This is a genomic window from Marinobacter denitrificans, from assembly GCF_008795955.1.
Lineage (GTDB): Bacteria > Pseudomonadota > Gammaproteobacteria > Pseudomonadales > Oleiphilaceae > Marinobacter > Marinobacter denitrificans.
This window is the reverse complement of sequence record NZ_VMHN01000005.1, coordinates 18,860-45,081: the sequence shown is the minus strand read 5'-3', so window position 1 is coordinate 45,081 and position 26,222 is coordinate 18,860. Positions and strand designations below refer to the sequence as shown.

Here is a 26,222-nt window from a genome sequence, read left to right as displayed (position 1 = left end):
AAACAGCCACTTGATCATTCGTTCAAAAATACTGACGAGCTAGGTCAATTATCTTCGGTTTAAGAATTCTCTGGCCCCGCGGAGAATGCAGAGCCTGTAGCTTTCCAACAACCTAAGGGGTTCCTATGAGCGACGAAATGCAGCCTGTCAGTTTCCAATCCATTGAAGTGCCGAACCGGTTTGCTCTGGCCCCCATGACGCGCACCAGCGCAGAGGCCGATGGCACGCCGAACACTCTTATGGCCGATCATTATGAAGGCTACGCCAAAGGTGGATTTGGCCTGGTGATCACCGAGGGTACATACACTGACAACAAAGCCAGCCAGGGCTACGCAAATCAGCCGGGTATTATCAACGACGCCCACATAGAGGGCTGGGCGACAATTGTTAACCGTGTTCATGCAGCGGGCAGCAAGATCTTTGTCCAGCTCATGCATGCCGGGGCCCAATTTCAGGCCAACCATTACACCGACCAGCCGATCGGCCCCAGTGAGGTTGCACCCAAGGGCGCCCCCCTGAGCTTTTACGGCGACCAGACGGCCTGGCAAACACCCACTACCATGACTGCGGCCGATATCCAGACAGCCATTGAAGGCTTCGCCCAATCCGCTGTGAATGCCAAAGCCGCTGGCTTCGATGGCATCGAAATTCACGGTGCCAACGGTTACCTGCTTAACCAGTTCCTGAGCACGTATTTCAACAGACGCGATGACAACTATGGCGGCTCACTGGAGAACCGCCTGCGCCTGGTCGTGGAAGTAGTTCATGCCGTTCGCAAGGCCGTTGGCGATAACTACCCAGTCGGCATCCGGCTTTCCCAGGGTACCGTGACCGACCCTGACTACCAGTTACCCGAAGGCGCAGCAGGCTTCCGCCGGATAGTCGAAGCCGTGCGTGATGCCGGTGCAGACTTTGTCCACACCACCGACGGCGATGTTAACCGGCAGCATTTCACCGATGGTGACCAGAGCCTGGCAAGTGTTGCCACTGACGTTCAGGGTATTGATCTGATCGTAAATGGCGGCATTGAAGAAACCAACTACCAGGACCTAGCCAACCAGTTCCCCGGTGCCTTGCTGGCTGTAGGCAAGAAAGCCCTGGCAAATCCGGATTTCGTGCAGCGCCTGAAGGACGGCAAGGAAATTGCCGATCTTGACTTCGGAATGCTGCAACCCAAGGCCACCATCACCAACGAACTGACGTGGCGGAAGCAGAACGCAGCCTAAAGCCAGACCCAGCTGGCTCATCCTGATCTCCTTACTCAGGCGGTCCTGATGAGCCATTACCTATCGTATTGCATCGAATTTTTCGATCCATTCTTATTTTTAAATCTGTTTTTGTGTGATTCGTCATTAGACTAAGGTAGCAGGCCTTTTTCCGGGCACTACCAAAAAGGTCACGATATGGCGAGTCACCACACTGACATTCTGATGATTGGCGGCGGCATTATGAGCATTACGCTCGCTTCGCTGATCAGCCAGTTGGATAACTCTCGATCTATCACCCTGGCCGAGCAATCCGGCCAGCTTGGCGAAGAGAGCTCCGATGCCTGGAATAACGCGGGCACCGGTCATGCCGGTTACTGCGAGCTCAACTACACACCTCTGAAATCAGATGGCACGGTAGACATCGAGCGCGCACTGAAAATCAACGAACAGTTCGAGGTGTCTCTGCAGTTCTGGAGTTCGCTGGTTGATCGCAAGGTGCTTCCCCGGGCTGATCGCTTTATCCGCAACGTCCCTCATTTAAGCTGGGTTCAGGGGGCGGATGCATGTCAGTACCTGAACAAACGGTATTCGGCCCTCCAGTCACACCCACTGTTCGCAGCCATGGAATTTTCCAGCCGGCCGTCCACCCTGTCGGACTGGCTGCCCCTGGTGACGGGCTCCCGGTCATCCATTGTACCCACCTCCGCCACCCGCGTTGCCCATGGCAGTGATGTGAACTTCGGCGCTCTGACCCGACTGCTGGGGCATTCCCTGGCCCAGCAGAAAAACACGGATATCCGCCTGCAAACCCGCGTTACCAATCTCACGCGCAAGCAGAATAGCTGGCTGGTCACACTACTAGACCTTGAGTCCGGAAAGACGACCGAACTGACCGCCGATTTCGTGTTCGTCGGCGCCGGCGGCGCTGCGCTGCACCTGCTGCAGAAATCCGGTGTACCCGAAGCAAAAGGCTACGGCGGGTTCCCGGTTTCGGGGCTATGGCTGGCCTGTGAGGACGAGTCGCTGGCGATGGTTCACAATGCCAAGGTTTACAGCCAAGCGCCGGTGGGTGCGCCGCCAATGTCGGTGCCACACCTTGACACCCGCTTCATCGATGGCAAGCCAGCCCTGCTGTTCGGGCCGTTTGCAGGATTCACCACCCGCTTCCTGAAGGCCGGAGGGGCGTTCGACCTCGTCAAATCCGTTCGCGGCCATAACCTGCAGAACCTCATGGATGTGGCCGCAACGAACTGGCCGCTGACCCGCTATCTGATCAAAGAAGCCCTCAGTTCCAGAGACTCCAGGCTGGACCAGCTCCGTAAATTCCTGCCGGATATGCAACCGGAACAATGGCGCCTGCGCCAGGCCGGCCAGCGGGTCCAGATCATCAAATCCAACGGTCGTAACCGCGGCACGCTGGAATTCGGCACTGAAGTGCTCACAACAGCCGACCGATCAATGGCGGCCTTACTCGGGGCATCCCCGGGCGCCTCCACCTGTGTATCCGCAATGCTGAACGTGATCGAGCGCTGCCTGCCCGAACTGGTCACAGGCAGGCATCTGGAAACCCTTCAGACACTGATTCCCAGTTACGGCCAGTCGCTGCAAAAGGATTCCGTACTGCTGGAGGACGTTCGGCAGTACACCTCGGCAACCCTGGGACTGACGCCCACCCCCTCACAACTTTCCCCTGAACGGAGCATTTCCGCATGATGATTGGTATCCCCCGGGAGAAACTCGCTGGTGAAAACCGGGTCGCGATTATCCCCCCAGGCGTAACGCAACTACTGGAATCCGGCTACGAAGTGGTCGTGGAGAGCGGTGCAGGCCTGGCTGCTCACTTTACAGACGAAGAGTACCGACATTGCGGAGCCATCATCGCCGATGACGCCGCAGCACTCTACCGGCAATCTGAAATCATCCTCAAGGTGCGGGCTCCTGAGCCTGATGAAGCCGCCCTGATCCAGCCTGAATCCACCCTGATCTGCCTGCTCGACCCCTGGTTTAGCCGGCCTCTTCTGCAGCAACTGGCTGACCAGTCCGTACAGGCATTCGCACTGGACCTGGTACCACGTACCACCCGCGCCCAATCCATGGACGTACTCAGTGCCATGGCCGGAATCACCGGGTACCGGGCGGTGCTCAGTGGTGCCATGGCCCTGCCACGTTACTTCCCGATGCTGATGACCGCCGCCGGCACTATCCACCCGGCCCGCGTTCTGGTTATCGGGGCTGGTGTCGCCGGCCTGATGGCCATTGCCACGGCCCGCCGACTGGGTGCCGTGGTAGAAGCCTATGACCTGCGCCCTGAGGTAAAGGAGCAGGTGAACAGCCTGGGTGCGGATTTTATAGAAATCGAGGTTCCACAACCGGCGGCCTCCGGGAACGACGGTTACGCCAGGGCCCAGAACGCCGAGTTCTACGCCGCCCAGAGGCAACAACTCGCTGACTGCGTGGCCCGGGCAGACCTGGTGATCACCACCGCCTCCATACCGGGAAAACCGGCGCCAAAGCTGATTGATCGCGACATGATCCACCGCATGAAAAGCGGCTCTGTCATTGTCGATCTTGCCGCTGACAAAGGTGGCAATGTCGAAGGTACGGTGCTGAACAAAAAGGTGGACCTGGATGGCGTTACCCTGGTGGGCCATGCCAACCACCCTTCGAGGGTACCGGTGCACGCCTCACAGCTCCTGACCCGGAATATCACCGGCTTCCTGCTGAACATGACCAGCGAAGGGCGCTTTGAACCCGACCCGAAGGATGACATCGTCACCGCAACACGAGTCGTCCATCAGGGCCAGATCCTGCATGGTCAGGAGCCCAGGGAAACCGTTGCTCTGGAAAATGCGGAAACGGACACTGAGGAAACCGCCTGATGGAAATGTTTGTTCTTAGTTTCACGATTTTCATTCTTGCCCTGTTTGTCGGCGTCGAGCTTATCAACAAGGTGCCCCCCACCCTGCACACGCCGCTGATGAGCGGCACCAACGCCATATCGGGCGTGGTCATTGTCGGCGCCATCATCAGCGCTGGCAGTACCGATCTGTCACCCAATGTGGCCGGGGCCCTCGGATTTGTTGCCGTTACCCTGGCCAGCATCAACATCGTGGCCGGCTTTCTGGTCACAGACCGGATGCTCAACATGTTCAAGCGGAAGGGATAACCATGTTTGCACTGATCAACTTCTCTTACCTGGCAGCGGCCGTTTGCTTTATCCTCGGCATCAAGGGTATGACCAAGCCCAGTACCGCAGTCCGGGGTAACCAGCTTGCCGCCGTTGGCATGCTCATCGCCGTCATTGCCGCGCTGCTGCACAAGGAAATCATTAACTACGCAACCATCATAGCGGGCATGCTGCTGGGCGCGGCCATTGGTGTCTGGCTAGCCCGGCGCACCGCCATGACACAGATGCCGGAACTGGTGGCAAGCCTCAATGGTGTCGGCGGTGCCGCGTCCGTTACGGTCGCCACCAGCACCTGGCTTCATGCCCTGAATACCGACAACCTGGGCAGCACGGGCTGGACCGTGGCGATTCTGGTATCGATTGTGATTGGTGCGGTTACGCTCTCTGGCTCGCTGGTTGCCGTGCTCAAACTGCACGGCACCATTGGCGACTCCGGCAGGAACAGAGCCTGGCAGGCGGTCGCCCTGCTCACATTGATCGCTGTTGTGGGCGGCAGCGCCCTGTTTGCCACCGGCACTGGCGTTCAGCCCCTGGTACTGGCAGCGCTGGCTGGACTGTGCCTGCTCCTGGGCATAGGCCTGGTGCAACCCATCGGTGGCGCTGACATGCCGGTGGTTGTCGCCCTGCTGAACGCCTATTCGGGCCTCGCGGGCGCCGCCACGGGCTTTGTGCTGGACAATCAGGGGCTGATCATCACCGGCTCACTGGTCGGTGCCTCCGGCCTGATCCTGACGGCGGTCATGTGCAAGGCCATGAACCGGTCACTGCCCAATGTCCTGTTTGGAGGTGCTTTTGGTCAGAGTGGCAGCGGAGCCAAAGCGCAGGACGAAGGTGATTTTTACGCCGGCAAGGTGAAATACGCCACCGCTGATGACCTGGCGTTGCTGCTGGATAGCGCTCGCAAGGTTGTCATGGTTCCCGGTTACGGTCTGGCTGTGGCCCAGGCCCAGCATGCGGTCAAGGAGCTGGCGTCCCAGCTTGAAAGCCGTGGCGCCAGTGTCAGCTATGCCATCCATCCGGTTGCAGGCCGGATGCCCGGGCACATGAACGTGCTGCTGGCTGAAGCCGAAATTCCCTACGACCAACTCAAGGACATGGATGCCATTAATCCGGAGCTACCCCAGGCGGATGTGGTTATCGTTCTCGGTGCCAACGACGTGGTCAATCCGGCCGCGGCCGAGGAGCCCAGTTCACCCATCTACGGCATGCCCATACTCAATGTTCACAAGGCAAAGACCGTGGTCGTTGTGAAGCGCAGCCTCTCCCCCGGTTTTGCCGGCATCCCCAACAGCCTCTTCATCAAGGAAAACAGCCTGATGCTCAAGGGCGATGCCAAGGATGTATTGCAGGCAACCACCCGGGCCATCAAGGACCTTTAGAAGGAAAAATCACCGTGTTGACACACCTGGACCAGTTGGAAGCGGAAGCAATTCATATCATGCGGGAGGTCGTAGCCTGCTTCGAAAACCCCTGCATGTTCTATTCCATCGGCAAAGACTCCACGGTTATGCTCCATCTTGCGCGCAAGGCATTCTGGCCCGGCTCTGTGCCGTTGACGCTGCTGCACATCGACACCACCTGGGAATTCGCGGAAATGGGCCACTTCCGTGATCGGCTGGCGCGCCAACATAACCTTGATATCAAGGTCTGGGTCAATAACGATGCCCTCAAAAATGGCGTGCATCCGATTGAATCAGGATCCGTTGTGTACAACGATCAGATGAAAACACAGGCGCTGAAGCAGGCACTTGCCCATTTCGGCTTCGACGCAGCCTTGGGCGGAGCAAGGCGTGACGAAGAGCGATCGCGGGCCAAGGAGCGTATCTTCTCTGTCAGAAACAGCCAGCAGCAATGGGACCCCAAGAACCAGCGGCCCGAACCCTGGAACATCTATAATACGAAGATCAGTAAAGGCGAGTCGGTCAGGGTATTCCCGCTGTCCAACTGGACAGAGCTGGATATCTGGATGTATATCCTCAGGGAACAGATCGAGATCGTGCCTCTCTATTATTCCGCCCCGCGGCTAAGCTGGCAGGATGATGCATCGGGCATTATTCTGGCGCTGGATGATGAACGCATGCTCCCTTACCTTTCGGCCAGCGAAAAAGCGTCTCTCTCCGAACGCACCATACGCTTCCGGACACTCGGCTGTTACCCACAGACGGGCGCTGTTGAAAGTACGGCAAAAACCGCAGAGGCGATTGTCATGGAAATGATCGCAGCTCGCACCAGCGAAAGGGATGGCCGGTTACTGGACAAGGATCAGACTGCGTCGATGGAGCGCAAGAAACGCGAGGGATATTTCTGAATGCCGGATACCCTTAACCTTGACTCCGTGCAACCCGGCTCCATTGAACAGGCTGCAGACCTTCTCCGGGCCGGGCACCTAGTGGCTCTTCCAACGGAAACAGTTTACGGCCTCGCGGCAGACGCCAGCAACCCGGCGGCGATCAAAAAGGTCTTTGAGGCGAAACAGCGGCCGATCGGGCACCCCCTGATCGTACACCTGTCCGACCCCGCGAGAATTCACCGGTGGGTGGAGCAGGTACCGGACTTTGTGTGGCAACTTGTTGATACCTACTGGCCCGGCCCTCTGACCATACTGCTGCCCAAAAAGGCAGGAGTAAGCGAACTCATTACCGGTGGCCACCCGGGGGTGGCCATCAGAATGCCGGCCCATTCCGTTGCACTGGAAACCATCCGCTTACTGGGTGGCGATATCGTCGCCCCGTCTGCCAACCCTTACGGCAGGATAAGCCCGACGTCTGCCAGCCATGTCCTCCGGGAAATGGCCGGCCGTATCGATGCGGTTCTTGATGGCGGTGATTGTGCGGTTGGCATTGAATCCACAATCCTCGATCTCACCGGTGACGTGCCCAGGATTGCACGCCCCGGCCAGATAGGCCGGAGCGAACTTGAGGCTTTTCTGGGCATGTCTTTCTCTGACCATGCAGCCGTCACGCCAGCCGTGCCCGGAAACGTCAAACACCACTACCAGCCCGTCACCCCCACCATCGGCGTACCACCAGAGCACTTTTCCGAGGCGCTGCAAGAGTTAACCGGGCAAGCCGGGCGAACAGGTGCAATCTGGTGGCGATCACCGCCACCGGGGCCTGCCTTTTCCGAGTCAATCCGCCTCGGTGACAACCCCGACGGCTATGCCCGTATGCTCTACACCGCCATGCATGCCATGGACCAGGCAGATCTGGCCCGTATCGTGATTGAATTGCCACCGAAGACAGAGCCATGGCTGGCCATTCATGACAGGCTGGGCCGTGCCTGCAGCCAGGCGTTCACCTATCCAGCAACACATGATCAGGTATAGAGCGCTTCGATCACATCCGTGTATTTTTCGTAGATTTTGCTCCGGCGTACCTTCATGGTGGCCGTTACTTCATCATCGTCGTGATCTAGTTCCTTGGTGAGCAAGTGGAAGCGTTTGATCTGCGCCACCTGGGGCAGCTGTTCGTTACCCTTGTTCACTTCCGCCTCAATCAGGTCTTTCACCTGCGGCTGCTCCGTCAGGCTACGGAAGGTGGTGTAGGCAATCCGCTCCTGCTCGGCCCACTTGGCGACGGTGTCAAAATCGATCTGGATCAGGGCAGAGACATACTTCCGGGCCTCGCCAATCACGATGCATTCCTTGATATAGGGGCTGGCCTTGATGGTGTTCTCGATCTCGGTTGGGGAGAGATTCTTGCCCCCGGCCGTTATGATGATGTCTTTCAGGCGGTCAACAATCTTGAGCTGGCCGTCCCGCCATTCGCCCACATCCCCCGTGTGCAACCAGCCGTCTTTCAGGGTTGCAGCGGTTGTTTCCTCGTTCTTGTAATAGCCCTTGAACATACTGCCGCCACGCATGATGATCTCGTTATGCTCGCCGAGCTTGACCTCCACACCGGCAATGGCAACCCCCACGGTTCCAAGATGCACGTTGTCCACCGGTTGGGCGGTTGCAACGCCTGTACTTTCCGTCTGTCCGTAGACTTCCACCAGGGGAATTCCCATGGTGCGGAAGAACTCCAGAATGCCGGTGGAAATGGGGGCGGCTCCGGTCATCGCAAGGGTACAACGGCGCAGTCCAATAAAGTTCTGCAATGCCCGGAAGATCAGCCAGTAACTGAGGCTGTACAGACATTTTTCCTTCAGGCTCCACTGCGCCCGGGGCCTGGTAGCCATGGGCGAACACACCTGGACCGCCCACTTGAACAGTGCCCGGCGGAACCGGCCGGTTTCCTGGATCTTGATATAGATGGAGGAGTGCAGTTTTTCCCATATTCTGGGAACCCCCAGGAAAAAGGTCGGTGCAATTTCCCGCAAATCCTCCTGGATTGTCCGCAGGCTTTCACCGAAGCTGACCGAACTGCCCGCGTAAACCGGCCCAATGTTGGTGACCGCCTGCTCTGCCACATGGCATAGCGGGAGGTAGGAAAGACAGGACCCATGTTCGTCTGCCTGTAACAGCTCAATAAGACCGGGGGCTGCTGCATGAAGGTTGCCCCAGCTGATCATGGCGCCCTTTGGCCGGCCGGTGGAGCCGGAGGTGTAAACCATCAGCGCGGTATCACCCATCTGCTGGCCATCCAGCAATTCATCAGCCAGCCCCGGGTGCTCATTCTCGAATTCCCGCCCCCTGGCCTCGACATCCTCGAACGCCGTCGGAGGCTCCGGATAATAACCAAGCCCCTTCATATCGACGGCGATGGTGTACTTCAGCTTTGGCAGGTCGGGCCAGGCTTCCAGTACCTTGTCGGTCTGCTCCTGATCCTCACACACCACTATTTCCGCATCGCTGTGCTCGAGGACATAGGCCACCTCGTTCCACGGGCTGGTCGGATAGACTCCCACACAGATGCCCCGGGCTATGCCTATACCCATCTGGGCAATAACCCACTCCACCCGGTTTTCCGAGATGATGGCCACATGGCCACCTTCCTTGAGCCCCAGCGCGCGCAGTCCCAGACCAAAATGCCGGGCGCGACGGTAGTAATCCTGCCAGCTATAGGCCTGCCAGATGCCGAAATCCTTCTGGCGCAGGGCCAGCGCCTCAGGCCGCTCTCTGGCATGGGCCCGTAACATCTGGGTCAGGGTCAGATCGGGTATGGAAGGTGTTGTCATGAAAGCCACCGTTTACGGCGTTTGTAGTGCTTGATGTCACGGTAACTGCGGGCTTCGCCTTCCTTGCCACCCACCCCGAGGTAAAACTCCCGGACATCCTCGTTTGAGGTCAGTTTGTCCGCCGGCCCGTCGATCACGATCTTGCCGCTTTCCATGATGTAACCGTAGGATGCGATCGCCAGCGAAACCGCAGCATTCTGCTCTACCAGCAGAATGGCGGTGCCCTGCTCCCGGTTGATCCGCGCCACGATGGTAAAAATTTCCTCCACCAACAGCGGCGCCAGACCCAGCGAAGGTTCATCCAGCATGATCAGCTTCGGTTGTGCGATCAGTGCCCGCCCCAGGGCAAGCATCTGTTGTTCTCCACCGGACAGGTACCCCGCCAGCTGTTTTCGACGTTCCTTCAGGCGCGGGAAATAGTTATAGACCAGTTCATAGCTGTCGCTCAGGGGTGGCCTGTTGCCACTGAGTGCATAGGTAGCGGCAACCAGGTTCTCTTCCACCGTCAGGTCTTCAAACACGCGGCGGCCTTCCATTACATGGAACAGCCCGTTACGTACCAGTTTCTCGGGCGGTGTGCCCTTTACATCCTTGCCCTGGAAACGGACTTCCCCGGCGGTTACTTCACCGTCTTCCAGAGTCAGCAGGCCGGAGACACTCTTCAGCGTGGTGGACTTGCCGGCACCGTTGGAGCCGAGGAGCGCCACGATGGCCCCCTCCGGCACCCGCAGCGACAGGCCCCGGAGGACCTGTACCGACTTGTTGTAGACCACCTCGATGTTATCGATTTCCAGTAAGGCTTCCATACAGCCCCTCAGTCGAGGTGGATCCAGTCCGATACCGGCTCGTAACGGCCTTTTTCGGCATTAACGCGCCAGATACGACCTACTGGAAAAGACATGTCCCGGACGGTTACGGGAATGCCGATGATGCCGCCGGTATCCCAGTCCTCGATGGAGGCCAGTGCCTCGGCCATGTTGTCACCGGTCAGTTCCTTGTCAGCGTCGAGGGTGCGCTTGACCACTTCGGTCCACACCATGGCGTTGAACCAGGCCTGCATGTAACCGGTGGGACGGTAACCGGCTTCCGGGTCGCTCTTCTCGGCCTGTGCCCTGAGTGCATCCAGCATTGGCCCGCTTTCTTCGCTGTCATAGTAGTTGTAGGGCATCACGCCCATGTAGCCGTCGGCGTCTTCACCCATCTTGTCGATGATCAGCTTGTCCGACGACCAGAAGGTGCCCATGAACTGGGTATCCAGCCCCATCTGACGCATCTGCACCATGAACTCGTTGATCGGCGACAGAACGTAGCCGTGGAACACCACGTAATCCGGGCGAACCCGGCGCAGTTTCAGGATTTCAGACGACACGTCTACGCTACCGGGTTTGGTAACGATGTCCTCAACCACCTCAATACCCAGCTCGGCGGCACGTGCCTTGCCATTCTCGATGGGATCCTTGCCAAACTCGGTATCGCTGTAAACAAAGGCCACGGTCGGCATGTCGCCATCCTTACCCTGGTCAGCAATGTACTCCAGAATAATGCCGAACATCTGGCTGTAGTTGGGGCCCGGAATGAACTGATACGGGTATTGCTCGTTATCCGTCAGCGCAGTGGCAAAGGACGCGCCACTCATCAGGGTATTGCCCTGGCTGTTCAGCTCCGAGGCAATGGCTTTCATGAAACCGGTGCTATCACCGTAGTAGGTGGCCGGTGATTCACTGCCGGAAATTTTCTTGAAAGCAGCCACCGAGCGGTCCACCTCGTAGGCGGTATCCTCCATCACGTACTTTACCGGATGACCGTTGATGCCACCCTCGCTGTTAATCCAGTCCGTGTAGTCCGTCAGGCCTGCATGAATGTGAATGCCGGCAAAGGCAAACACGCCGGAAAGTGGAATGGAGCCACCGAACACGATGGGTTCCTTGTCCTGCGCCATGGCCGGAGCGGTTACGGTTAATGCCGCAACCAGACTGCCAAGCCCGGCGAGCCTGCGTCCTTTTTCAAGTATGTTTCTGAACATGTTCCTTCTCCTTGCTGCTTCTTGTTGTTGGTGGTGCATCGGTTGTCGCTGAAACACGGTTAATTTCTGAACGGCCACAGGTGAAAGAAACGGCGGATGCGGTGCCATATTTCTGCGAGGCCATGGGGTTCGAAAATCAGGAAGCCCACAATCAGGGCGCCAAAAATGATCTCCAGCATCGGCGACATGAACACCGGGGCGTCTGGATAGAATGGCGTCAGTGCTGCAGTGAGCAACTTCAGGGCTTCCGGTACCAGGGTCATAAAGGCCGCACCCAGTATGCCCCCCAGCAGGTTACCCATGCCGCCCACGATCACCGCCGCAAGGTAGAATATGGACATGGACAACGGAAAACTCTCCGGCGTTACCACACGGTAGAAGTAGGCGAACAGGCCTCCGGCTATCCCGGCGTAGAAAGAACTGAGCGCAAAGGACATCAGCTTGTAACGCAACAGGTTAATACCAAGAATCTCGGCGGAAATATCGCGGTCACGAATGGCAATGAAAGCCCGGCCAATCCGGGTGCGGAATACATTGGCGGCTGCGAGCACCATCAGCACCGCCAGCGGTACGATGATGAAATACATCATGAAATCGCTCTGGAACGACCACCCGAACAGATGCGCCGGTTCCAGACTCAGACCGCCCATGCCGCCGGTGACCGATTCCCATTCTGCGAAAATGAAATGCAGGAAAACACTGGCCGCCAGGGTAGCGATTGCCAGATAAAGCTTCTTGACCCGCAGTGAAGGCAGGCCCACCAGTATACCCACCGCGGCTGCCATGAGCCCTGCCAGCAGCAGTGTTACGGGAAACGGCAAGCCAGTGTTGAGGGAAAGCCAGGCAACGGTATAGGCGCCAACCCCCATGAAACCGGCCTGGCCCAGGGAAATCAGGCCGGTAAAGCCGGTGAGGATATTCAGGCCGGTGGTGCTGATCACGGCAATGCCCACCAGGCACCCCAGGTACAGCAGATAGGAATCGGCCATGAAGGGGAACACCAGCAGTACCAGCAGGAACAGGCCAAACCAGAGCTTCTGGGTCTGGGTGGTCCAGATCGCCTCATCGGCCTCGTAAGTCTGTTTCGCATCAGCGATACGCATCTTACACTCGCTCTATTTCGTGGGTGCCAAAGAGGCCATAGGGTCGGATAACAAGAATCACGGCCAGAACCAGAAACGTAGCCGGCATCCGGTACTCGCCACCGAAATAGGCACCGGCCACGGTTTCCAGCCAGCCGATGAACACGCCGGCAATCAGCGCCCCCAGAATGCTGTCCAGGCCACCGACAATGACCACCACCAGCACACTCAGACCGATGATCCCGAACTGCGGACTGAGACCACCGGTAGCCGCCACCAGTACGCCGGCCAGTGAAGCGGCCAGCGAACCGAATACCCAGGCCATGTTGAATACCCGGCGCACGTTGATGCCCATGGAATAGGCTGCGGCCTGGTCCGAGGCAGTCGCCCGCAACGCCACGCCGCCACGGGAGAAGCGGAAATAGAGCAGGTAAACAATCAGCACGGCGGCACCGATCAGGAAGCCGTAGGCGATTTTCGGAGCCAGGTAGAGATCACCGATAAACACTGGCTCCCGGGGCAGAAAACTCGGAAGCAGTTGTGGATCGGCGGTCCAGATAAACTCCACCAGACCGACCAGAATACTGGCAATACCGATGGTCACCATTACCACTGAAATCGGAGATTCCCCCAGCATCGGCCGGATCATGGTTTTCTCGATCACCCCGCCCAGAAGGCTGCCGCCGATCACCGCCAGCGGCAGCGCAATCCAGGCCGACATCTCCATACCGCCAGCAAAGGCCAGGAACAGGTAGGCCGCAAACATCATGATTTCGCCAATGGCGAAATTGATGACCCGGGTTGCCTTGTAGATAATGACAAAGCCCAAGGCAATCAGCGCATAGAGCCCGCCCATGGCGAGGCCCGCCAGGCTTATTTCACCAAAGAACATCCAATCCATCAGGCGGCCTCCCCTTCCGGATTGAGCTTTTTGCGTAAGCTGTCGATGTCACTGTTACCGAGGTAGGCCTTGATCACCTCCGGGTTTTTCTGGACATCCTCCGGCAGACCCTCGGTAATCACCTGGCCAAAATTGAGCACCGCAATGTGGTCGGAAATATCCATCACCATGCCCATGTCGTGTTCCACCATCAGCACGGTGATGCCCCATTCTTCCCGGATATCCAGAATAAAACGGGCCATGTCCTCTTTTTCCTCCCGGTTCATGCCGGCCACCGGCTCGTCGAGCATCAGCACTTTCGGACGCATGGCCAGGGCCCGTGCCAGTTCCACCCGCTTCTGCAAACCGTAGGAGAGGCTCGCCACCGGCTGGCGACGGATATGATCAATTTCCAGAAAATCGATGATTCGCTGCTCGACATCTTTGCGAACGGCTATTTCCTCCCGACGAGCGGGGCCGAAATAGGCCAGCGCACTCAGCAGGCCGCTTTTCATGTGAACGTGGGCGCCGAGTTTTATGTTGTCCAGTACGGTCATGCCACGGAACAGGGCAATGTTCTGAAAAGTCCGGGCCAGCCCTAGCGCAGCCCGCTTGGGCGGCTTGATACCGCCTGAAAGTATCTGGCCCTGATAACTGATCGTGCCCTGCTGGGGTTTGTAGAAACCGGAAATGCAGTTGAAAAGGGACGTCTTGCCGGCGCCGTTGGGGCCGATAATGGTCGTGACGGTGTTTTCGGGCACGCGGAAGCTGACATCCTGCAGGGCCGTTACACCACCAAACGAGAGAGACAGGTTACTGATTTCAAGGATGCTCATGATTGTAATTCTTATTTTTTTATTGTCATCGAGGCACGCCCCGACCCAGATTTAAAGTAGTTCATGCAGGCAACATTAGGCAAACGCTTCTACGCTGTTACCTGACGCAGGATGATGACGTTACGCAGGGAATTGACCTCCAGATGCACCATGGCGTGAGAAAAATCCGATATGGCCGATAAAATGGTAACCACCGATTTTGCCCCTGAGACCGGTGTGGCAACACTGACCTTCAACCGGCCGGAAGCCCTGAACGCGATCAATGTGCCCCTGGCGGAGGATTTTCTGGCCGCTGTCCAGGGACTGAAATCCTTATCGGGCGTGCGATGTGTTGTTCTGGCAGGGGCGGGGCGTGCCTTTATGGCGGGCGGTGACGTACCCAGTATGGCAGGCACTCCAGAGCAGGCGGGCAATGCCATCAGCGCCATCCTGGACGCTGTCAATCCTGCCATCCTGCTGCTGCGCAGTTTGGATGCGCCGGTGATCGCCGCGGTCAAGGGCGTCGCCGCTGGCGCGGGGCTCAGTCTGGCGCTGATGTCAGACCTGGTGGTCGCCCGGGAGGATGCCAGGTTTCTGGTCGCCTACAACGGCATCGGTGCTGTTCCTGACTGTGGTGGCAGCTGGTTTCTGGCCCACAAAATAGGCGCTGGCCGGGCAGCAGAGTTGATGTTGCTTGGGAAAACGCTCAGTGCTGCGGAGGCCAAAGACTGGGGAATGATCACCGAGTATGCCCCGGAGCACAGCTATGAAGATCTGTTGACCGAGGTCACCGGCAAAGTTGCCAGCGGACCGACCCGTGCCTTTGGCGCGTTCCGCCGGCTTACCGATCGGGCCAATGGCAATCAGCTAGCCGCCCACCTGGAAGCAGAGCGAGCGGCATTTCTGGAAATGACCCGAACCGAAGATTTTGCCGAGGGAGTCTCAGCGTTTCTGGCCAAGCGCTCCGCCCGTTTTCACGGGTATTGACCCGTTGCCACACAACAACGCCTCATGAGGCGATATGCCACAAACCGGGTTAAGCGGAGTTAACCTGCCCGAAATCCGTAAGACACTGATAATTTTACCTTTTCATTCGATTTTCCAGTAGAACTTCATACTGGCACGGGACTTGATACGTCCTCAGTGAACCTTAGAAGGCGGGTGAATCCGCCCGCACTTGAATGAAGCAAACTGAGCAAACCAAGGAGAGACGTATGAACAAGCTTTTGATCTCACTGACCGCATCTTTGGCACTGCTGGCAACCGGCCCTGTTCTGGCACAGGATCAGAATCAGCAAAGCGGCAGCAATGCCATGCAGGGTGAGCAAAGCGCTCCTCAGACCGATTTCAACGACCAGGAACTGGAAAAATTCGTAAGTGCCCAGAAAGGCATCAACGAGGTCCGCGATGAGTACATGAAGAAGATCGAGTCTGCGGATGACCAGGCCAAAGCTCAGGAGCTCCAACAGGAAGCCAATGACGAAATGGTCAAGGTCATCGAAGACGAGAACATGGAAATCCAGACCTACAACAGCATCGCCACCGCGTACAACAGCGATCCTGAAACCCGTGAGCGCGTTGATGAGATGATGTAACAGTCAGCGAGTGCAAACCCGAAAAGTCCCGGCGTTCCGCGCCGGGACTTTTTTTGTGCAACTTCAGATTCTTCACCTCAAGTCAGCGAACGCCTCTTTTACATGACCAGCCAATGCATCGTTTACCGGATTGCTGCCACTGCGCACCAGGGCGATCTGATAATCCGGCAATGCCGGCAGGCCCTCCCTGTCCAGCTTTCGCAAGGGTGATTGCACCAGGCTGACCGGGAAAGGAGCGACGGCCAGGTCCGCCAGCATGGCCGCTTCCTGACCGAAACAATTATCACAGGTATAGGCAACCCGGTAAGACATATGGGCGTCATCCAGTGCATTCAGCGCCATCCTGCGCCAGGCACAGCCGTGGTTGGCGAGGGACACCGGTAAGGGTGAACGATTGGCGGCAATGCCGCCTTCGCGCCCTGCCCACACCAAAGGCTCCGTGTGCACCACCTCGCCCCGCCATTCCTGGCCGTCGTTCCCGATGGTGATCAATACCATATCCAGTTCGCCGGCATCGAGGCGCTCCAGATTCTGCTGGCTTGACCCCACCACCACGTCTACCTGCACAGCCGGGTAGGACCGGGCAAACTGGGCAAGCACTCTGGGCAGAATGCGGCTGCCCACATCATCCGAAGTACCGAAACTGACCCGGCCTTGCAGGCTGGGCGCCAGGAACTGCTGTATGGCCTCCTCATTCAACCGCAGCAGCCGGCGCCCATAGCCCAGCAACACTTCACCTTCAGGCGTGAGCCTGACATGGCGAGCCTCACGCACAAACAGGACATGCCCGAGAATCTCCTCAAGCCGTTTTATCTGCATGCTCAGGGCCGAGGGAGTGCGGAAAACCTGTTTTGCCGCCCGGGTGAAGCTTCCACTCTCGGCAATCGCCACAAAGGTTCTCAGTACGTCGGTATCCAGCAGCGGGATAGCCTCGCGTGTAATCACCGGCTTCGAACTGTCCATCGCCTGACCCTCTCTTCCGCTCCCGACCTCTGATCGTTCAATTTTACTTAACACACATGTTAAATCTTTTCGTTTGTCTGATCAAAGATGGCGTTGCATGCTTGAAACATGCCCATCGTTAAGAAGGAGGACGCCAGGATGTGCAATCAGCAGGAATTCCATCGCCCCAGGCTACGCCCGGATACCCCGGTGAAGCCACCCGAGCTGGATCTGTACATGCCGGCAACACCGCCGTTGGCTTTCATTGCAACGCTGGAGTTCTGGATAAAGATCTTCCGCCGCCGGTATCATTTTCGGCACCTGTTTGTGCCACTGCTGGATGAGGAGGACAGGACACTGTCTGATATCGGGTTCGAAAGGACGGACATTCAGTGGGCACTCAAGCTGCCCCTGAAAGTGGACGCCCTGAAGGCACTGGAAGTCTGCCGCAAGGGGCGAGCAAAGAAATGAAAGCGCCGGGGCTGACGCTCAGCCCCGTGCCAATGCCACGATGTCCGGGTACTCATGTACCCGCACCACTGACGCAGTGGAAGCGTCCCGGGAAAGGCTGCACACCTCGTTGACCATCGCACTGGCCACGGTAGCCGCTTCAATACCCCGAAACTTTTCCAGCGGGCCTATCAGCGCCCGGTTGATCAGCGGCATGGCTTTCATGCCCAGAGCTTCGGCGGTGCGTTGCTCGGCCCTGTCGCCCAGCAAAAGACTGGGCTGGTAGATAGCCAGGCAGGAATAACCCAGGGCTTTCACCGCATCTTCCAACTCACCTTTCACCCGGTTGTAGAAAACGGTGGAGGACGACGATGCCGCGATGGCCGACATCAGGGCAAATGCCTTTGCGCCGTTTGCCCGACCAAGCTCGGCCGCTTTCAGGGGATAACCGAAATCCACCTTGCGGAACTGCTCCCGGGAACCGGCCTTTTTTATGGTTGTGCCCAGGCAACAGATGATCGCATCCACCGCGAATAATTCGCTGTGCTCGTCCATGCGGTCAAAATCGATTTCGTGCTGCTCGAGTTTTGCATGGCTCACGGGCAGTTTCCGGCGCACCGGCGCCACCACCGATGACACCTCCTCCCTCGTCAGGAGTCCTTCCAGTACTTTGCCGCCGGTCAGGCCGGTGGCACCCAGTAGCATCACTTTCATACAGTCTTCCTCAACCAGGACGTTTCATAAATTCAGTTTAGTGCCAGTGATCGGGTCGCAACCATATCACGAGGTTAAAAAGCGGTTTAAACTGACCACAGTAAAAAGCTGATACACCTGCTGATTCAACGTCGGTTGCCAATGAATGATTTTGAAGCCCTGAACGTGATGCAGGCCGTCCTCCAGGACTGGTTCCGCCCCGGCATTACCGCTGTACTGTCCGTTGTTTTCACCTTCCTCGCTTACAGGGGTGTGTTAGCGGTCATTCAACGACTGACCCGCAGCAAGACGGTTCCCCGCCTTTTCCTGGACGCTTCGTCCACAGCGCTGGGGATTGTCATTGCGTTACTGGTCCTCAACGGCGTTCTGGAAACCGCCCCTTCCGACCTGCCGTTGCTGAGCCACATCCAACACATGGCGACCCTGTTGTTGATTATCGCGGTCACCTGGGCACTGGTCCGGTGCACATCCGCCATCGGCAATGTGATTGTCGCTATGAACCCGGTGTTGGAGGGGCAATGGAAACGTGCCCGCAAGGTGGAAACCCAGACACGTTTCCTGGTGAGGGTGCTGAACATTCTTATCGTCATCCTGGGGCTGGGTGTTGCTCTGATGACCTTCGAACCGGTTCGCCACCTGGGCGGCAGCCTGCTGGCCTCGGCCGGCATTGGCGGCATCATCCTCGGCTTTGCCGCCAAACCGGTGCTCAGCAATCTGCTGGCAGGCATGCAGATCGCCCTGACCCAGCCTTTCCGCATCGACGACGTACTGCACGTGCAGGGCGAGTGGTGCTGGGTGGAGGAAGTAACCGCCACCTACGTGGTGCTGAGGGTCTGGGACCTGAGGCGGTTGGTGGTGCCCCTGCAGTGGTTTATCGAGAATCCGTTCCAGAACTGGTCGAGAAACGACACCGAACTGACGGGGCCGGTGTTTATTCACGTGGACTATTCCATGCCTATTGAACCACTGCGAACTGAATTCAACCGCCTGCTACAGCGGGCACCGCAGTGGAATGGCCACACCGCCACCGTCCAGGTTACCGACGCCGGCGACACCAACATCGAGGTTCGCCTGTTGATGAGCGCCAAAGACTCTTCCGGACTGTGGGATCTTCGTTGCGCCATTCGCGAAGGCATGATCACCTTCATTCAGGAGCAGTTCCCGGACCAACTGCCCCGCGTTCGCGCAAGGCTGGTAGAGCAACCCGATCAGTAAGGCGCAGCTTCCGTTACCCGATCCACCAGGTAAACCAGCCCGTGATAATCGATCCCGCCGTGGCGGCTGAGGCCGATCTCGCAGGTGCGGCTGGTGGAGATGCCCTCCGTACAGCCGGCGACCTGGCGTGGCAGAGTTCGCAGGGCATGGCTGTTCAGCTCGGGCACATTGAATCCTTTGTCGCCGGCAAAGGCGCAGCAGTGGATGTCTTCCGGAATCACCACGTTGGTGCTGCAGCGCCGCGCAATGTCGATCAGCCCCTGTGACTCGCCCAGATGCTGGGTACTGCAGGTAACGTGGACAGCAATCGATGTGTCTTCGGGCTTGAACACCAGGCGGTCCACCAGCTTCTCGCGGATGAATTTCACCGGGTCATACAGGTCCATCCCCAACTCCCGCGCCGCGTCCTGGATCTGCAGGGTACAGGGGCTGGTATCACAGTAGACCGGGTCCCTGCCGTTACGGGTGGCGGCCAGCAACGCCTGCAACAATTCGGATTTCTTGCGGTCCGCCTGCTCCGGGTAACCTTTCGAGGCAAAGGGCTGACCACAGCACAGGGTATCGGGCCCCTGGGGCTGAATAACCTGGTAGCCACCTTTTTCCAGCAACTGGCGGGTTTTGTCATACAACGTGGTTTGCTCTGCATCGCCACTGGCAGGGCCCATCACCCGCGAAACGCAGGCTGGCAGGTAAACCACTCGTGGTGCGTCGCTTTCCGCTGCCGGAGCCTGCGGCACAAAACGGATGGGCTGGGGCATGGACGGGTCCCACTGCGGCAGCCGCTGACCGGAGATTCTGCTCAGCCCCGCACTGAGTTTTGCCAGCCTTGGCGCACCTAGCAGCTTTTCGACACCAGAGGCCACGGTAAGCACGAAACGGGTCCCACGCAGCACCGTTTGAAAATGCTCCGCCACCCAATCAGCCGTTCCGGCGTGGCCGGTTTTCTGAGCCCGCAGCTTGCGCACCAGATCGCCGGTGTTGATATCCACCGGGCAACGCTGGGCGCATAGCCCCGTTGCGGCACAGGTATCTATACCCTGATACTGGTAGGCCGCTTCCAGTTCCGAGGTATCCTTGCCGGCCCGTTTTTTCGCCTGGATATCCCGCCAGATAACAATACGCTGGCGCGGCGACAGGGTCAGCCCTTCCGATGGACACACCGGTTCGCAGAAACCACATTCGATACACTTGTCGATCAATGGATCGGCGGCGGGCAACGGCTTCAGGTTCTTCAGGTGAATATCCGGATCCCGGGAAAGCACCACGTCCGGATTGAGCAGATTCTCCGGGTCCAGCAGGCCCTTGATCTTCCACATCAGTTCCCAGGCATCGTGCCCCCACTCCAACTCCACAAACGGCGCCATATTGCGGCCGGTGCCGTGCTCCGCCTTGAGGGAACCACCAAACTCCACTGCCACCAGCTGCGAGACGTCCTTCATGAAGGCGTCGTAGCGGGCCACTTCATCAGGGTCGTCAAAACCCTGGGGAAACACGAAGTGAAGGTTTCCTTCCAGGGCGTGGCCAAAGATGATGGCGTTGTCGTAGGCGTGTTTGACAAACAGCGCCTGCAGTCTCTTGACGCCCTCGGCCAGTTGATCAAGGGGAAAAGTGACATCTTCGATGATAACCGTGGTACCGGTTGGCCGCACTGCGCCCACTGCGGGAAAGGTACCCTTGCGTATGGCCCACAACAGGTCAGACACCTTTGGGTCAGTGGTGAAATCCACCTTTTCTTCTACCGGGAACTCAGCCAGGGCGGCCCGGACCTGCACCAGTTGCTCCTGCAGGATGGTGGCATCCGGCGCCCTTGTTTCGATCAACAGGGCGCAGGCATCCTCCGACAAGCCGTGTATCCAACCCGGCAGGCCGGGTTTGTCCTGTACCGAGCGCAGGCTTCGCCGGTCAAGCAGCTCCACAGCAGCAACCGGCTGCGAACGCAACAACGCAGCCGCACGGCAGCAGCTGTCTGCATTGGTGAATACCAGCAACGCAGTGGCCTTGTTGGGGTAATCCGGCACCGTGTTGTAGGTAACCGAACTGACAAACCCGAGAGTACCCTCGGAGCCCACCATAAGGTGCGTGAGGATATCCAGCGGATCGCTGTAGTCCACCAGGGCGTTGAGCGACAGGCCGGTGGTATTTTTAAGCCGGTATTTGTGGCGGATACGGTCCGCAAGCTCGGTATTGGCCCGGGTCTCCGCCGCCAACTGCTCCAGCTCTGCCAACAACGGGGCGTGGCTGCTGCGAAACACTTTAACGCTTGCGAAGTCCTCGGTATCCACCACCGCGCCGTCCGCCAGAACAAGCCGCATGCTGGCCAGGGTATGGTAAGTGTTCTGGGCTGTACCACAACACATGCCACTGGCGTTGTTGGCCACTATCCCGCCTATTTTGCAGGCATTGATGGAGGCGGGGTCCGGGCCTATCTTGTAGCCATAAGGCGCCAGCCAGGCGTTGGCCTGAGCACCAATAATGCCCGGCTGCAGGCGGATCTGCCGGCCTTCATTGCGAATCTCGTGGTCTTTCCACTGGTCACCCAGCACCAGCAGAATGGAGTCGCTGATGGCCTGCCCAGACAAACTCGTGCCGGCGGCCCGGAACGTCACCGGGGCGGAGAAGCGTCGGGCGATGGCCAGCAGGCTGACCACTTCCTCTTCGCTTTCCACTTTCACCACAACGCCAGGAATCAGCCTGTAAAAGCTGGCATCGGTACCGTAAGCCAGGGTCGACAGAGGGTCATCGTAAACCCGCGCAGCCGGAACCAGCTCTTTTATTGCCGCGATGACGTCAGGTGACATCAGATACCTCTGGGCGTTGCCCATCAGAAGTTTTGGATAATTGGTCATACCAATTTATACTGTCTGGGGTAATAAGATAGGGAAATTCTGCGACAACTTCAAAGAATAATATCTAGACAATAGTCTCGTTCCCGGATATCAGGTATTCCATTCACCGGGCTGTTCGTCATAATTGAAAATTGGTAAGACCACATCGGGAACGCAATGAGTATCGGGAAAATTGCACCAAAACGTCTCGCAGACAGCATTGTAGAAGAGCTGGAAAACATGATTCTGGAGGGCACCCTGCAGCCCGGGGAGCGGCTTCCGGCTGAGCGTACCCTTGCTGAACGGTTCGGGGTGTCGCGCCCGTCATTGCGGGAAGCCGTTCAAAGGCTGGCGGCCAAAGGCCTGCTGGTCAGCCGCCAGGGTGGCGGCCACTATGTGGCGGAATCACTGGGATCGAGCTTTACCGATCCTTTGATCGCCCTGCTGGAAGGGCGCCCGGACGCCCAGCGGGATTTGCTGGAATACCGCCGCACCCTGGAAGCAGACTGCGCCTATTACGCCGCGCTCCGGGCAACGGCGGTGGACAAGGCGCACCTGAAAACCGCCTACGAAACCCTGCAGGCCTGTTACGCCTCGGACAGCAGCAGTGACCTGAGCGAGGAGGGAGCTGCCGACGCCCGCTTTCACCTGGCCATCGCCGAAGCCAGCCACAACGTCATTCTTCTCCACACTATTCGGGGGCTGTTCAGCCTGCTGAAAACCAACGTAGTCAACACTATCGGCAGCATGTACGCCCGGGAAAAGCAGACCCGGAGCGAATTGATGGAACAGCATCGGCTGCTGTTCGAAGCGATTATTGAAGGGCGCGCGGACGACGCCCGGCATTTCGCCGGGCAGCACATCCAGTACGCACAGAATGTGTTATCCGAACAACACGAAAGTAACCGGAGGATGGAACGATCCCTGCGCCGGAGCAGTCCGACGAGCTAGTTGCGCTCTCTAGTCGCGCTCTGCACCGCGCAGGATCGCGTGCAGCAGCTCTTCGGCATCAAACTTGGTCAGGGCTTCGTCTGCCCCCACCTGTTTGGCGTAGCTCACGCTCATTTCGCTGTTCAGCGAGGTATGTAGAATAATGTAGGGCTGCCGGAGGGAACTGCTGTCCCTGACATTGAAGGTCAGCTCGTAACCGTCCAGCCCCGGCATCTCGATGTCACTCACCAGGATATCAATAGGCTTGCCATCGTTATTGGCGTTGATCATCAGGTCCAGCGCATCCTGGCCGTTGGTGGTCACGAAATAGGTAACGTCCTTGCTGTCCAGCGCATCGGACAACTGCTTGCGTGCCACCTGGGAGTCGTCCACCAGCAGGATGTTCAGGCCTTTCAGGGTTTCCCGCTGCACATCGGTCAGCACCACTTCACGGGGATTGACGGATTCCGGATACACCCGCGCCAGCAGCAGCTCCACATCCAGTAACTGGACAATCTCGTCCTCGATGTTCACCAGGCCGGTAATGAAAGCCCGGTCGCCCAGGCTCTGGGGCGGTGACATCACATCCTTCCAGTCCGTCTCGACGATTTTCCGCACGCTTCGCACCAGAAAGCCGATTTCCTTGCGCTGAATATCGGTCACGATGATGGAAGCTGTCTTGCGCTCTTCCGCGGTCAGCGGTGGCGACCCCACTGCCGCCGCCATGTCGATCACCGGCACCGCCGAGCCACGGAAACTCATGGTGCCAACGACCGCCGAATGGCTATGTGGCAGCTTGGTCAACGGAACAAACGGCATGATTTCGCGAATTTTCAGAGTACCCAGGCCAAAAGGCCGGTGACTGGTCAGATAGAACAGCAACAGTTTCTGGGGGTGCTTGGTGCCCTCGGCCATAACCTTGTAACCTGTCTCGAACTTTGCGAAAAATATATGACGCCGACAATAACACGTCGGCCTCTCTGAAATTGTAAGATTTTGCAGCCGCCAGCCTCACCCGAGATGAACGCCCGATGAAGCACCTGACCTTCTCCTCCCACTACGCCAGGGCCGTGTTGTACGGCCTTGAGAAGGCGGGCGGCTATTCCGATGAACTACTGTGTAATAACGGCATCGATCCGGAATTCATTAGCTCACCTCGGGCGCGGGTGCCCACTGAGCAGTTTATACGTCTGTTCCGTCTGGTCTGGGGCAAACTGGACGACGAATTCATGGGCCGCACCACCCAGCCCTGCCGTGTCGGGCATTTTCACCTGATGGGATCGCTTGCGGTTCACAGCGATAACCTGGAGGAGGTGATCCGCCAGAGCATTCGCTGTTACCGCTTATTCTCCGACGACATCGTGATCGAGCTGGACACCCGAGGCGAAGAAGTGGAGCTCAGCATCACCCATCGCCACCCCGAGCTGGACCCGGACAATTTTCTGGTGGAGTGGCTGTTACTGGTATGGCACCGCCTGGTGGGCTGGCTGATTGGCCGCAAGATCGTGCTGAGCCACGCCACCTTTCAGCACGCGCTGCCCCACCACTTTGATGAATACCGCTTTGTGTTTCCCTGCCAGTGTTTCTTTAATCGCGACCGCAACAGCCTGTTCTTCAGCCACAACTACCTGGACATGCCGGTCACACGAACGCCGGCAGAGCTGGACGAATTTATCGCACAGTCGCCTCGCAACCTGCTGATCTGGACCGATGAGGACGACAGCCTCACCACCCGGGTACGGCAGATTCTAGAGAATGTCGAAGACGAGCGGTTACCCACCCAGGAGCAGATGGCCGAGCAACTGCACATGACAGCCTATACCCTGTCGCGGAAACTGAAGGCGGAAGGAAGTTCGTACCAGAAGATCAAGGACAACCTGCGGCGGGATCAGGCGGTGATCATGCTCACGCGGCAGAACCTGACGGTGTCGGAGATTTCGTCACAGCTGGGGTTTGCCGAGCCCGGCGCTTTTTCCCGTGCTTTCAAGCACTGGACCGGGCTCAGCCCACTGGCCTACCGCAAGCAGGACCAGTAGTTCCCTCTGCGATTACAGCAGTTCGATCGCTACCGCAGTACCTTCCCCGCCACCAATGCACAGGGATGCCACACCGCGCTTGAGGCCACGCTGTTTCAGGGCGTTGATCAGGGTGACCATGATGCGTGAACCGGAGGAGCCGATGGGGTGACCCAGGGCACAGGCGCCGCCGTGGACGTTGACCTTGTCGGGGTCGAGCCCGAGTTCGTTGATGGCCGCCAGGGTGACCACCGCGAAGGCTTCGTTGATCTCGAACAGGTCGACGTCGTCGCGGCTCCAGCCGGCTTTTTTCAGTACTTTTTCGATGGCACCGATGGGCGCGAGTGTGAACTCGGCCGGCAGGCGGGCATGGGTGGCGTGGGCCACAATGCGGGCCTGGGGTGTGAGGCCACGTTTTTCCGCTTCTTCGCGGCTGGCCAGTACCATGGCGGAGGCGCCGTCGCTGATGGAGCTGGAGTTGGCGGCGGTCACGGAGCCGTCTTTGGCGAAGGCCGGCTTCAACTGGGGGATTTTTTCGGGTTTGGCTTTGCCGGGTTGTTCGTCGGTATCGACAACGGTGTCGCCGCCACGACCGGAGACGGTCACGGGGGTGATTTCGTCGGCGAAGCCGCCGTTCTTGATGGCCGCCAGGGAGCGCTCGAGGGAGGCGATGGCGAAGTTGTCCATGGCTTCGCGGCTGATGTCGAACTTGTCGGCGGTGCGCTGGGCGAATACGCCCATGAGGCCGCCTTCGTAGGCGTCTTCAAGGCCGTCGAGGAACATGGAGTCCATGACCTGGCCGTGGCCCATGCGATAACCGGCGCGGGCTTTGGGCAGCAGATAAGGCGCCTGGCTCATGTTTTCCATGCCGCCGGCAATCATGATGTTGTTGGTGCCGGCTTTGATCTGGTCGTGGGCCATGATGACGGCTTGCATGCCGGAGCCGCACATTTTGTTGATGGTGGTGCAGCCTGTTGAATCCGGGATGCCGGAGGCGCGGGAGGCCTGTCTCGCGGGTGCCTGGCCGAGGCCGCCGGGCAGTACGCAGCCCATGATGACTTCCTGGATGTCAGCGGGTTGCAGGCCGCTTCTTTCGATGGCTGCCTTGATGGAGGTGGCGCCCAGGTCCGGGGAACGCACGGTGCTGAGGTCGCCCATCATTCCACCCATGGGGGTTCGGGCGGAGCCTGCTATGACTACTTCTGTGTTTGACATTTTTCGTG

The 26,222-nt window shown here is 58.4% G+C and carries 24 protein-coding genes; 13 read left to right on the top strand and 11 right to left on the bottom strand.

The genetic code is table 11. From position 1 onward, the window contains the following. Positions 1 to 125 precede the first annotated feature (125 nt). From FO268_RS14920 to FO268_RS14890, 7 genes are all read left to right on the top strand, one after another. A complete protein-coding gene (locus FO268_RS14920) occupies positions 126 to 1,226 on the top strand; it encodes an oxidoreductase (RefSeq protein WP_150994107.1) in 1,101 nt (366 codons plus the stop codon). Positions 1,227 to 1,403: 177 nt separating this feature from the next. Then, entirely contained in the window at positions 1,404 to 2,921 is a 1,518-nt protein-coding gene (gene mqo, locus FO268_RS14915) for a malate dehydrogenase (quinone) (protein WP_150994106.1), read from the top strand. Continuing rightward, positions 2,918 to 4,087 (top strand): Re/Si-specific NAD(P)(+) transhydrogenase subunit alpha, encoded by a 1,170-nt coding sequence (locus FO268_RS14910; protein ID WP_150994105.1) that lies wholly within the window; start codon positions 2,918 to 2,920, stop codon positions 4,085 to 4,087. Before mqo ends, FO268_RS14910 begins: the two co-directional genes overlap by 4 nt. Continuing rightward, positions 4,087 to 4,374: an NAD(P) transhydrogenase subunit alpha gene (locus FO268_RS14905; protein ID WP_150994104.1), complete on the top strand. Its 288-nt coding sequence runs from the start codon at positions 4,087 to 4,089 to the stop codon at positions 4,372 to 4,374. Before FO268_RS14910 ends, FO268_RS14905 begins: the two co-directional genes overlap by 1 nt. Before the next feature lie 2 nt (positions 4,375 to 4,376). Next, positions 4,377 to 5,774, top strand: a complete 1,398-nt coding sequence (locus FO268_RS14900; protein ID WP_150994103.1) for an NAD(P)(+) transhydrogenase (Re/Si-specific) subunit beta — start codon at positions 4,377 to 4,379, stop codon at positions 5,772 to 5,774. A gap of 14 nt (positions 5,775 to 5,788) precedes the next feature. Beyond that, positions 5,789 to 6,703, top strand: coding sequence for a sulfate adenylyltransferase subunit CysD (cysD, locus tag FO268_RS14895; protein WP_263645068.1), 915 nt, complete (start codon positions 5,789 to 5,791; stop codon positions 6,701 to 6,703). After that, a complete protein-coding gene (locus FO268_RS14890) occupies positions 6,704 to 7,720 on the top strand; it encodes an L-threonylcarbamoyladenylate synthase (protein WP_150994102.1) in 1,017 nt (338 codons plus the stop codon). Here the strand turns inward: FO268_RS14890 and FO268_RS14885 are convergent. Genes FO268_RS14885 through FO268_RS14860 form a run of 6 tightly spaced genes read right to left on the bottom strand, consistent with a single transcriptional unit; the run spans position 7,711 to position 14,334 of the window. Beyond that, the gene (locus tag FO268_RS14885; RefSeq protein ID WP_150994101.1) at positions 7,711 to 9,513 is read right to left on the bottom strand and encodes an AMP-dependent synthetase/ligase; all 1,803 of its coding nucleotides are present in this window, start codon (positions 9,511 to 9,513) and stop codon (positions 7,711 to 7,713) included. The genes FO268_RS14890 and FO268_RS14885 overlap by 10 nt on opposite strands. Then, positions 9,510 to 10,319: an ABC transporter ATP-binding protein gene (locus tag FO268_RS14880; RefSeq protein WP_150994100.1), complete on the bottom strand. Its 810-nt coding sequence runs from the start codon at positions 10,317 to 10,319 to the stop codon at positions 9,510 to 9,512. The genes FO268_RS14885 and FO268_RS14880 overlap by 4 nt, the downstream gene beginning before the upstream one ends. Positions 10,320 to 10,327: 8 nt before the next feature. Further along, positions 10,328 to 11,536 (bottom strand): ABC transporter substrate-binding protein, encoded by a 1,209-nt coding sequence (locus FO268_RS14875; protein WP_150994099.1) that lies wholly within the window; start codon positions 11,534 to 11,536, stop codon positions 10,328 to 10,330. 59 nt (positions 11,537 to 11,595) lie between these two features. Then, a complete protein-coding gene (locus FO268_RS14870) occupies positions 11,596 to 12,639 on the bottom strand; it encodes a branched-chain amino acid ABC transporter permease (protein ID WP_150994098.1) in 1,044 nt (347 codons plus the stop codon). 1 nt (position 12,640) lies between these two features. Further along, on the bottom strand, positions 12,641 to 13,519 hold the full coding sequence (locus FO268_RS14865) for a branched-chain amino acid ABC transporter permease (RefSeq protein ID WP_150994097.1): 879 nt from the start codon (positions 13,517 to 13,519) through the stop codon (positions 12,641 to 12,643). Next, entirely contained in the window at positions 13,519 to 14,334 is an 816-nt protein-coding gene (locus FO268_RS14860; RefSeq protein ID WP_150994096.1) for an ABC transporter ATP-binding protein, read from the bottom strand. The genes FO268_RS14865 and FO268_RS14860 overlap by 1 nt, the downstream gene beginning before the upstream one ends. A 171-nt stretch (positions 14,335 to 14,505) precedes the next feature. On the opposite strand from FO268_RS14860, the gene FO268_RS14855 reads away from it, so the two are divergent. Continuing rightward, complete coding sequence (locus FO268_RS14855) at positions 14,506 to 15,300, top strand: enoyl-CoA hydratase/isomerase family protein (protein ID WP_150994095.1); 795 nt, start codon at positions 14,506 to 14,508, stop codon at positions 15,298 to 15,300. Between the two features lie 227 nt (positions 15,301 to 15,527). After that, positions 15,528 to 15,908 carry a DUF4168 domain-containing protein gene (locus tag FO268_RS14850; protein ID WP_150994094.1) on the top strand — a complete coding sequence of 127 codons (381 nt, stop codon included), beginning with the start codon at positions 15,528 to 15,530 and terminating at the stop codon, positions 15,906 to 15,908. 72 nt (positions 15,909 to 15,980) lie between these two features. On the opposite strand, the gene FO268_RS14845 is transcribed toward FO268_RS14850, so the two are convergent. Next, positions 15,981 to 16,871: a LysR substrate-binding domain-containing protein gene (locus tag FO268_RS14845; protein WP_150994093.1), complete on the bottom strand. Its 891-nt coding sequence runs from the start codon at positions 16,869 to 16,871 to the stop codon at positions 15,981 to 15,983. Positions 16,872 to 17,009: 138 nt separating this feature from the next. Between FO268_RS14845 and FO268_RS14840 the strand changes: the two genes are divergently transcribed. Further along, positions 17,010 to 17,321: a hypothetical protein gene (locus FO268_RS14840; RefSeq protein WP_150994092.1), complete on the top strand. Its 312-nt coding sequence runs from the start codon at positions 17,010 to 17,012 to the stop codon at positions 17,319 to 17,321. A gap of 18 nt (positions 17,322 to 17,339) precedes the next feature. Here the strand turns inward: FO268_RS14840 and FO268_RS14835 are convergent, their stop codons facing one another. Beyond that, positions 17,340 to 18,014: an NAD-dependent epimerase/dehydratase family protein gene (locus FO268_RS14835; RefSeq protein ID WP_150994091.1), complete on the bottom strand. Its 675-nt coding sequence runs from the start codon at positions 18,012 to 18,014 to the stop codon at positions 17,340 to 17,342. A 141-nt stretch (positions 18,015 to 18,155) separates the two neighbouring features. On the opposite strand from FO268_RS14835, the gene FO268_RS14830 reads away from it, so the two are divergent. Continuing rightward, complete coding sequence (locus tag FO268_RS14830; RefSeq protein WP_150994090.1) at positions 18,156 to 19,229, top strand: mechanosensitive ion channel family protein; 1,074 nt, start codon at positions 18,156 to 18,158, stop codon at positions 19,227 to 19,229. On the opposite strand, the gene FO268_RS14825 is transcribed toward FO268_RS14830, so the two are convergent. Continuing rightward, positions 19,223 to 22,027, bottom strand: a complete 2,805-nt coding sequence (locus FO268_RS14825; protein WP_150994229.1) for an FAD-binding and (Fe-S)-binding domain-containing protein — start codon at positions 22,025 to 22,027, stop codon at positions 19,223 to 19,225. The two genes, FO268_RS14830 and FO268_RS14825, sit on opposite strands and share 7 nt — an antisense overlap. 204 nt (positions 22,028 to 22,231) lie before the next feature. Between FO268_RS14825 and FO268_RS14820 the strand changes: the two genes are divergently transcribed. Beyond that, a complete protein-coding gene (locus FO268_RS14820; protein WP_150994089.1) occupies positions 22,232 to 23,005 on the top strand; it encodes a GntR family transcriptional regulator in 774 nt (257 codons plus the stop codon). A gap of 9 nt (positions 23,006 to 23,014) precedes the next feature. On the opposite strand, the gene FO268_RS14815 is transcribed toward FO268_RS14820, so the two are convergent. Beyond that, a complete protein-coding gene (locus FO268_RS14815; protein ID WP_150994088.1) occupies positions 23,015 to 23,899 on the bottom strand; it encodes a chemotaxis protein in 885 nt (294 codons plus the stop codon). 116 nt (positions 23,900 to 24,015) lie between these two features. Here FO268_RS14815 and FO268_RS14810 point away from each other — a divergent pair, with 116 nt between their 5' ends. Then, positions 24,016 to 25,020 carry an AraC family transcriptional regulator gene (locus FO268_RS14810; RefSeq protein WP_150994087.1) on the top strand — a complete coding sequence of 335 codons (1,005 nt, stop codon included), beginning with the start codon at positions 24,016 to 24,018 and terminating at the stop codon, positions 25,018 to 25,020. A gap of 12 nt (positions 25,021 to 25,032) precedes the next feature. Here FO268_RS14810 and FO268_RS14805 read toward each other — a convergent pair whose 3' ends face one another. Beyond that, entirely contained in the window at positions 25,033 to 26,214 is a 1,182-nt protein-coding gene (locus FO268_RS14805) for a thiolase family protein (RefSeq protein WP_150994086.1), read from the bottom strand. Positions 26,215 to 26,222 lie beyond the last annotated feature (8 nt).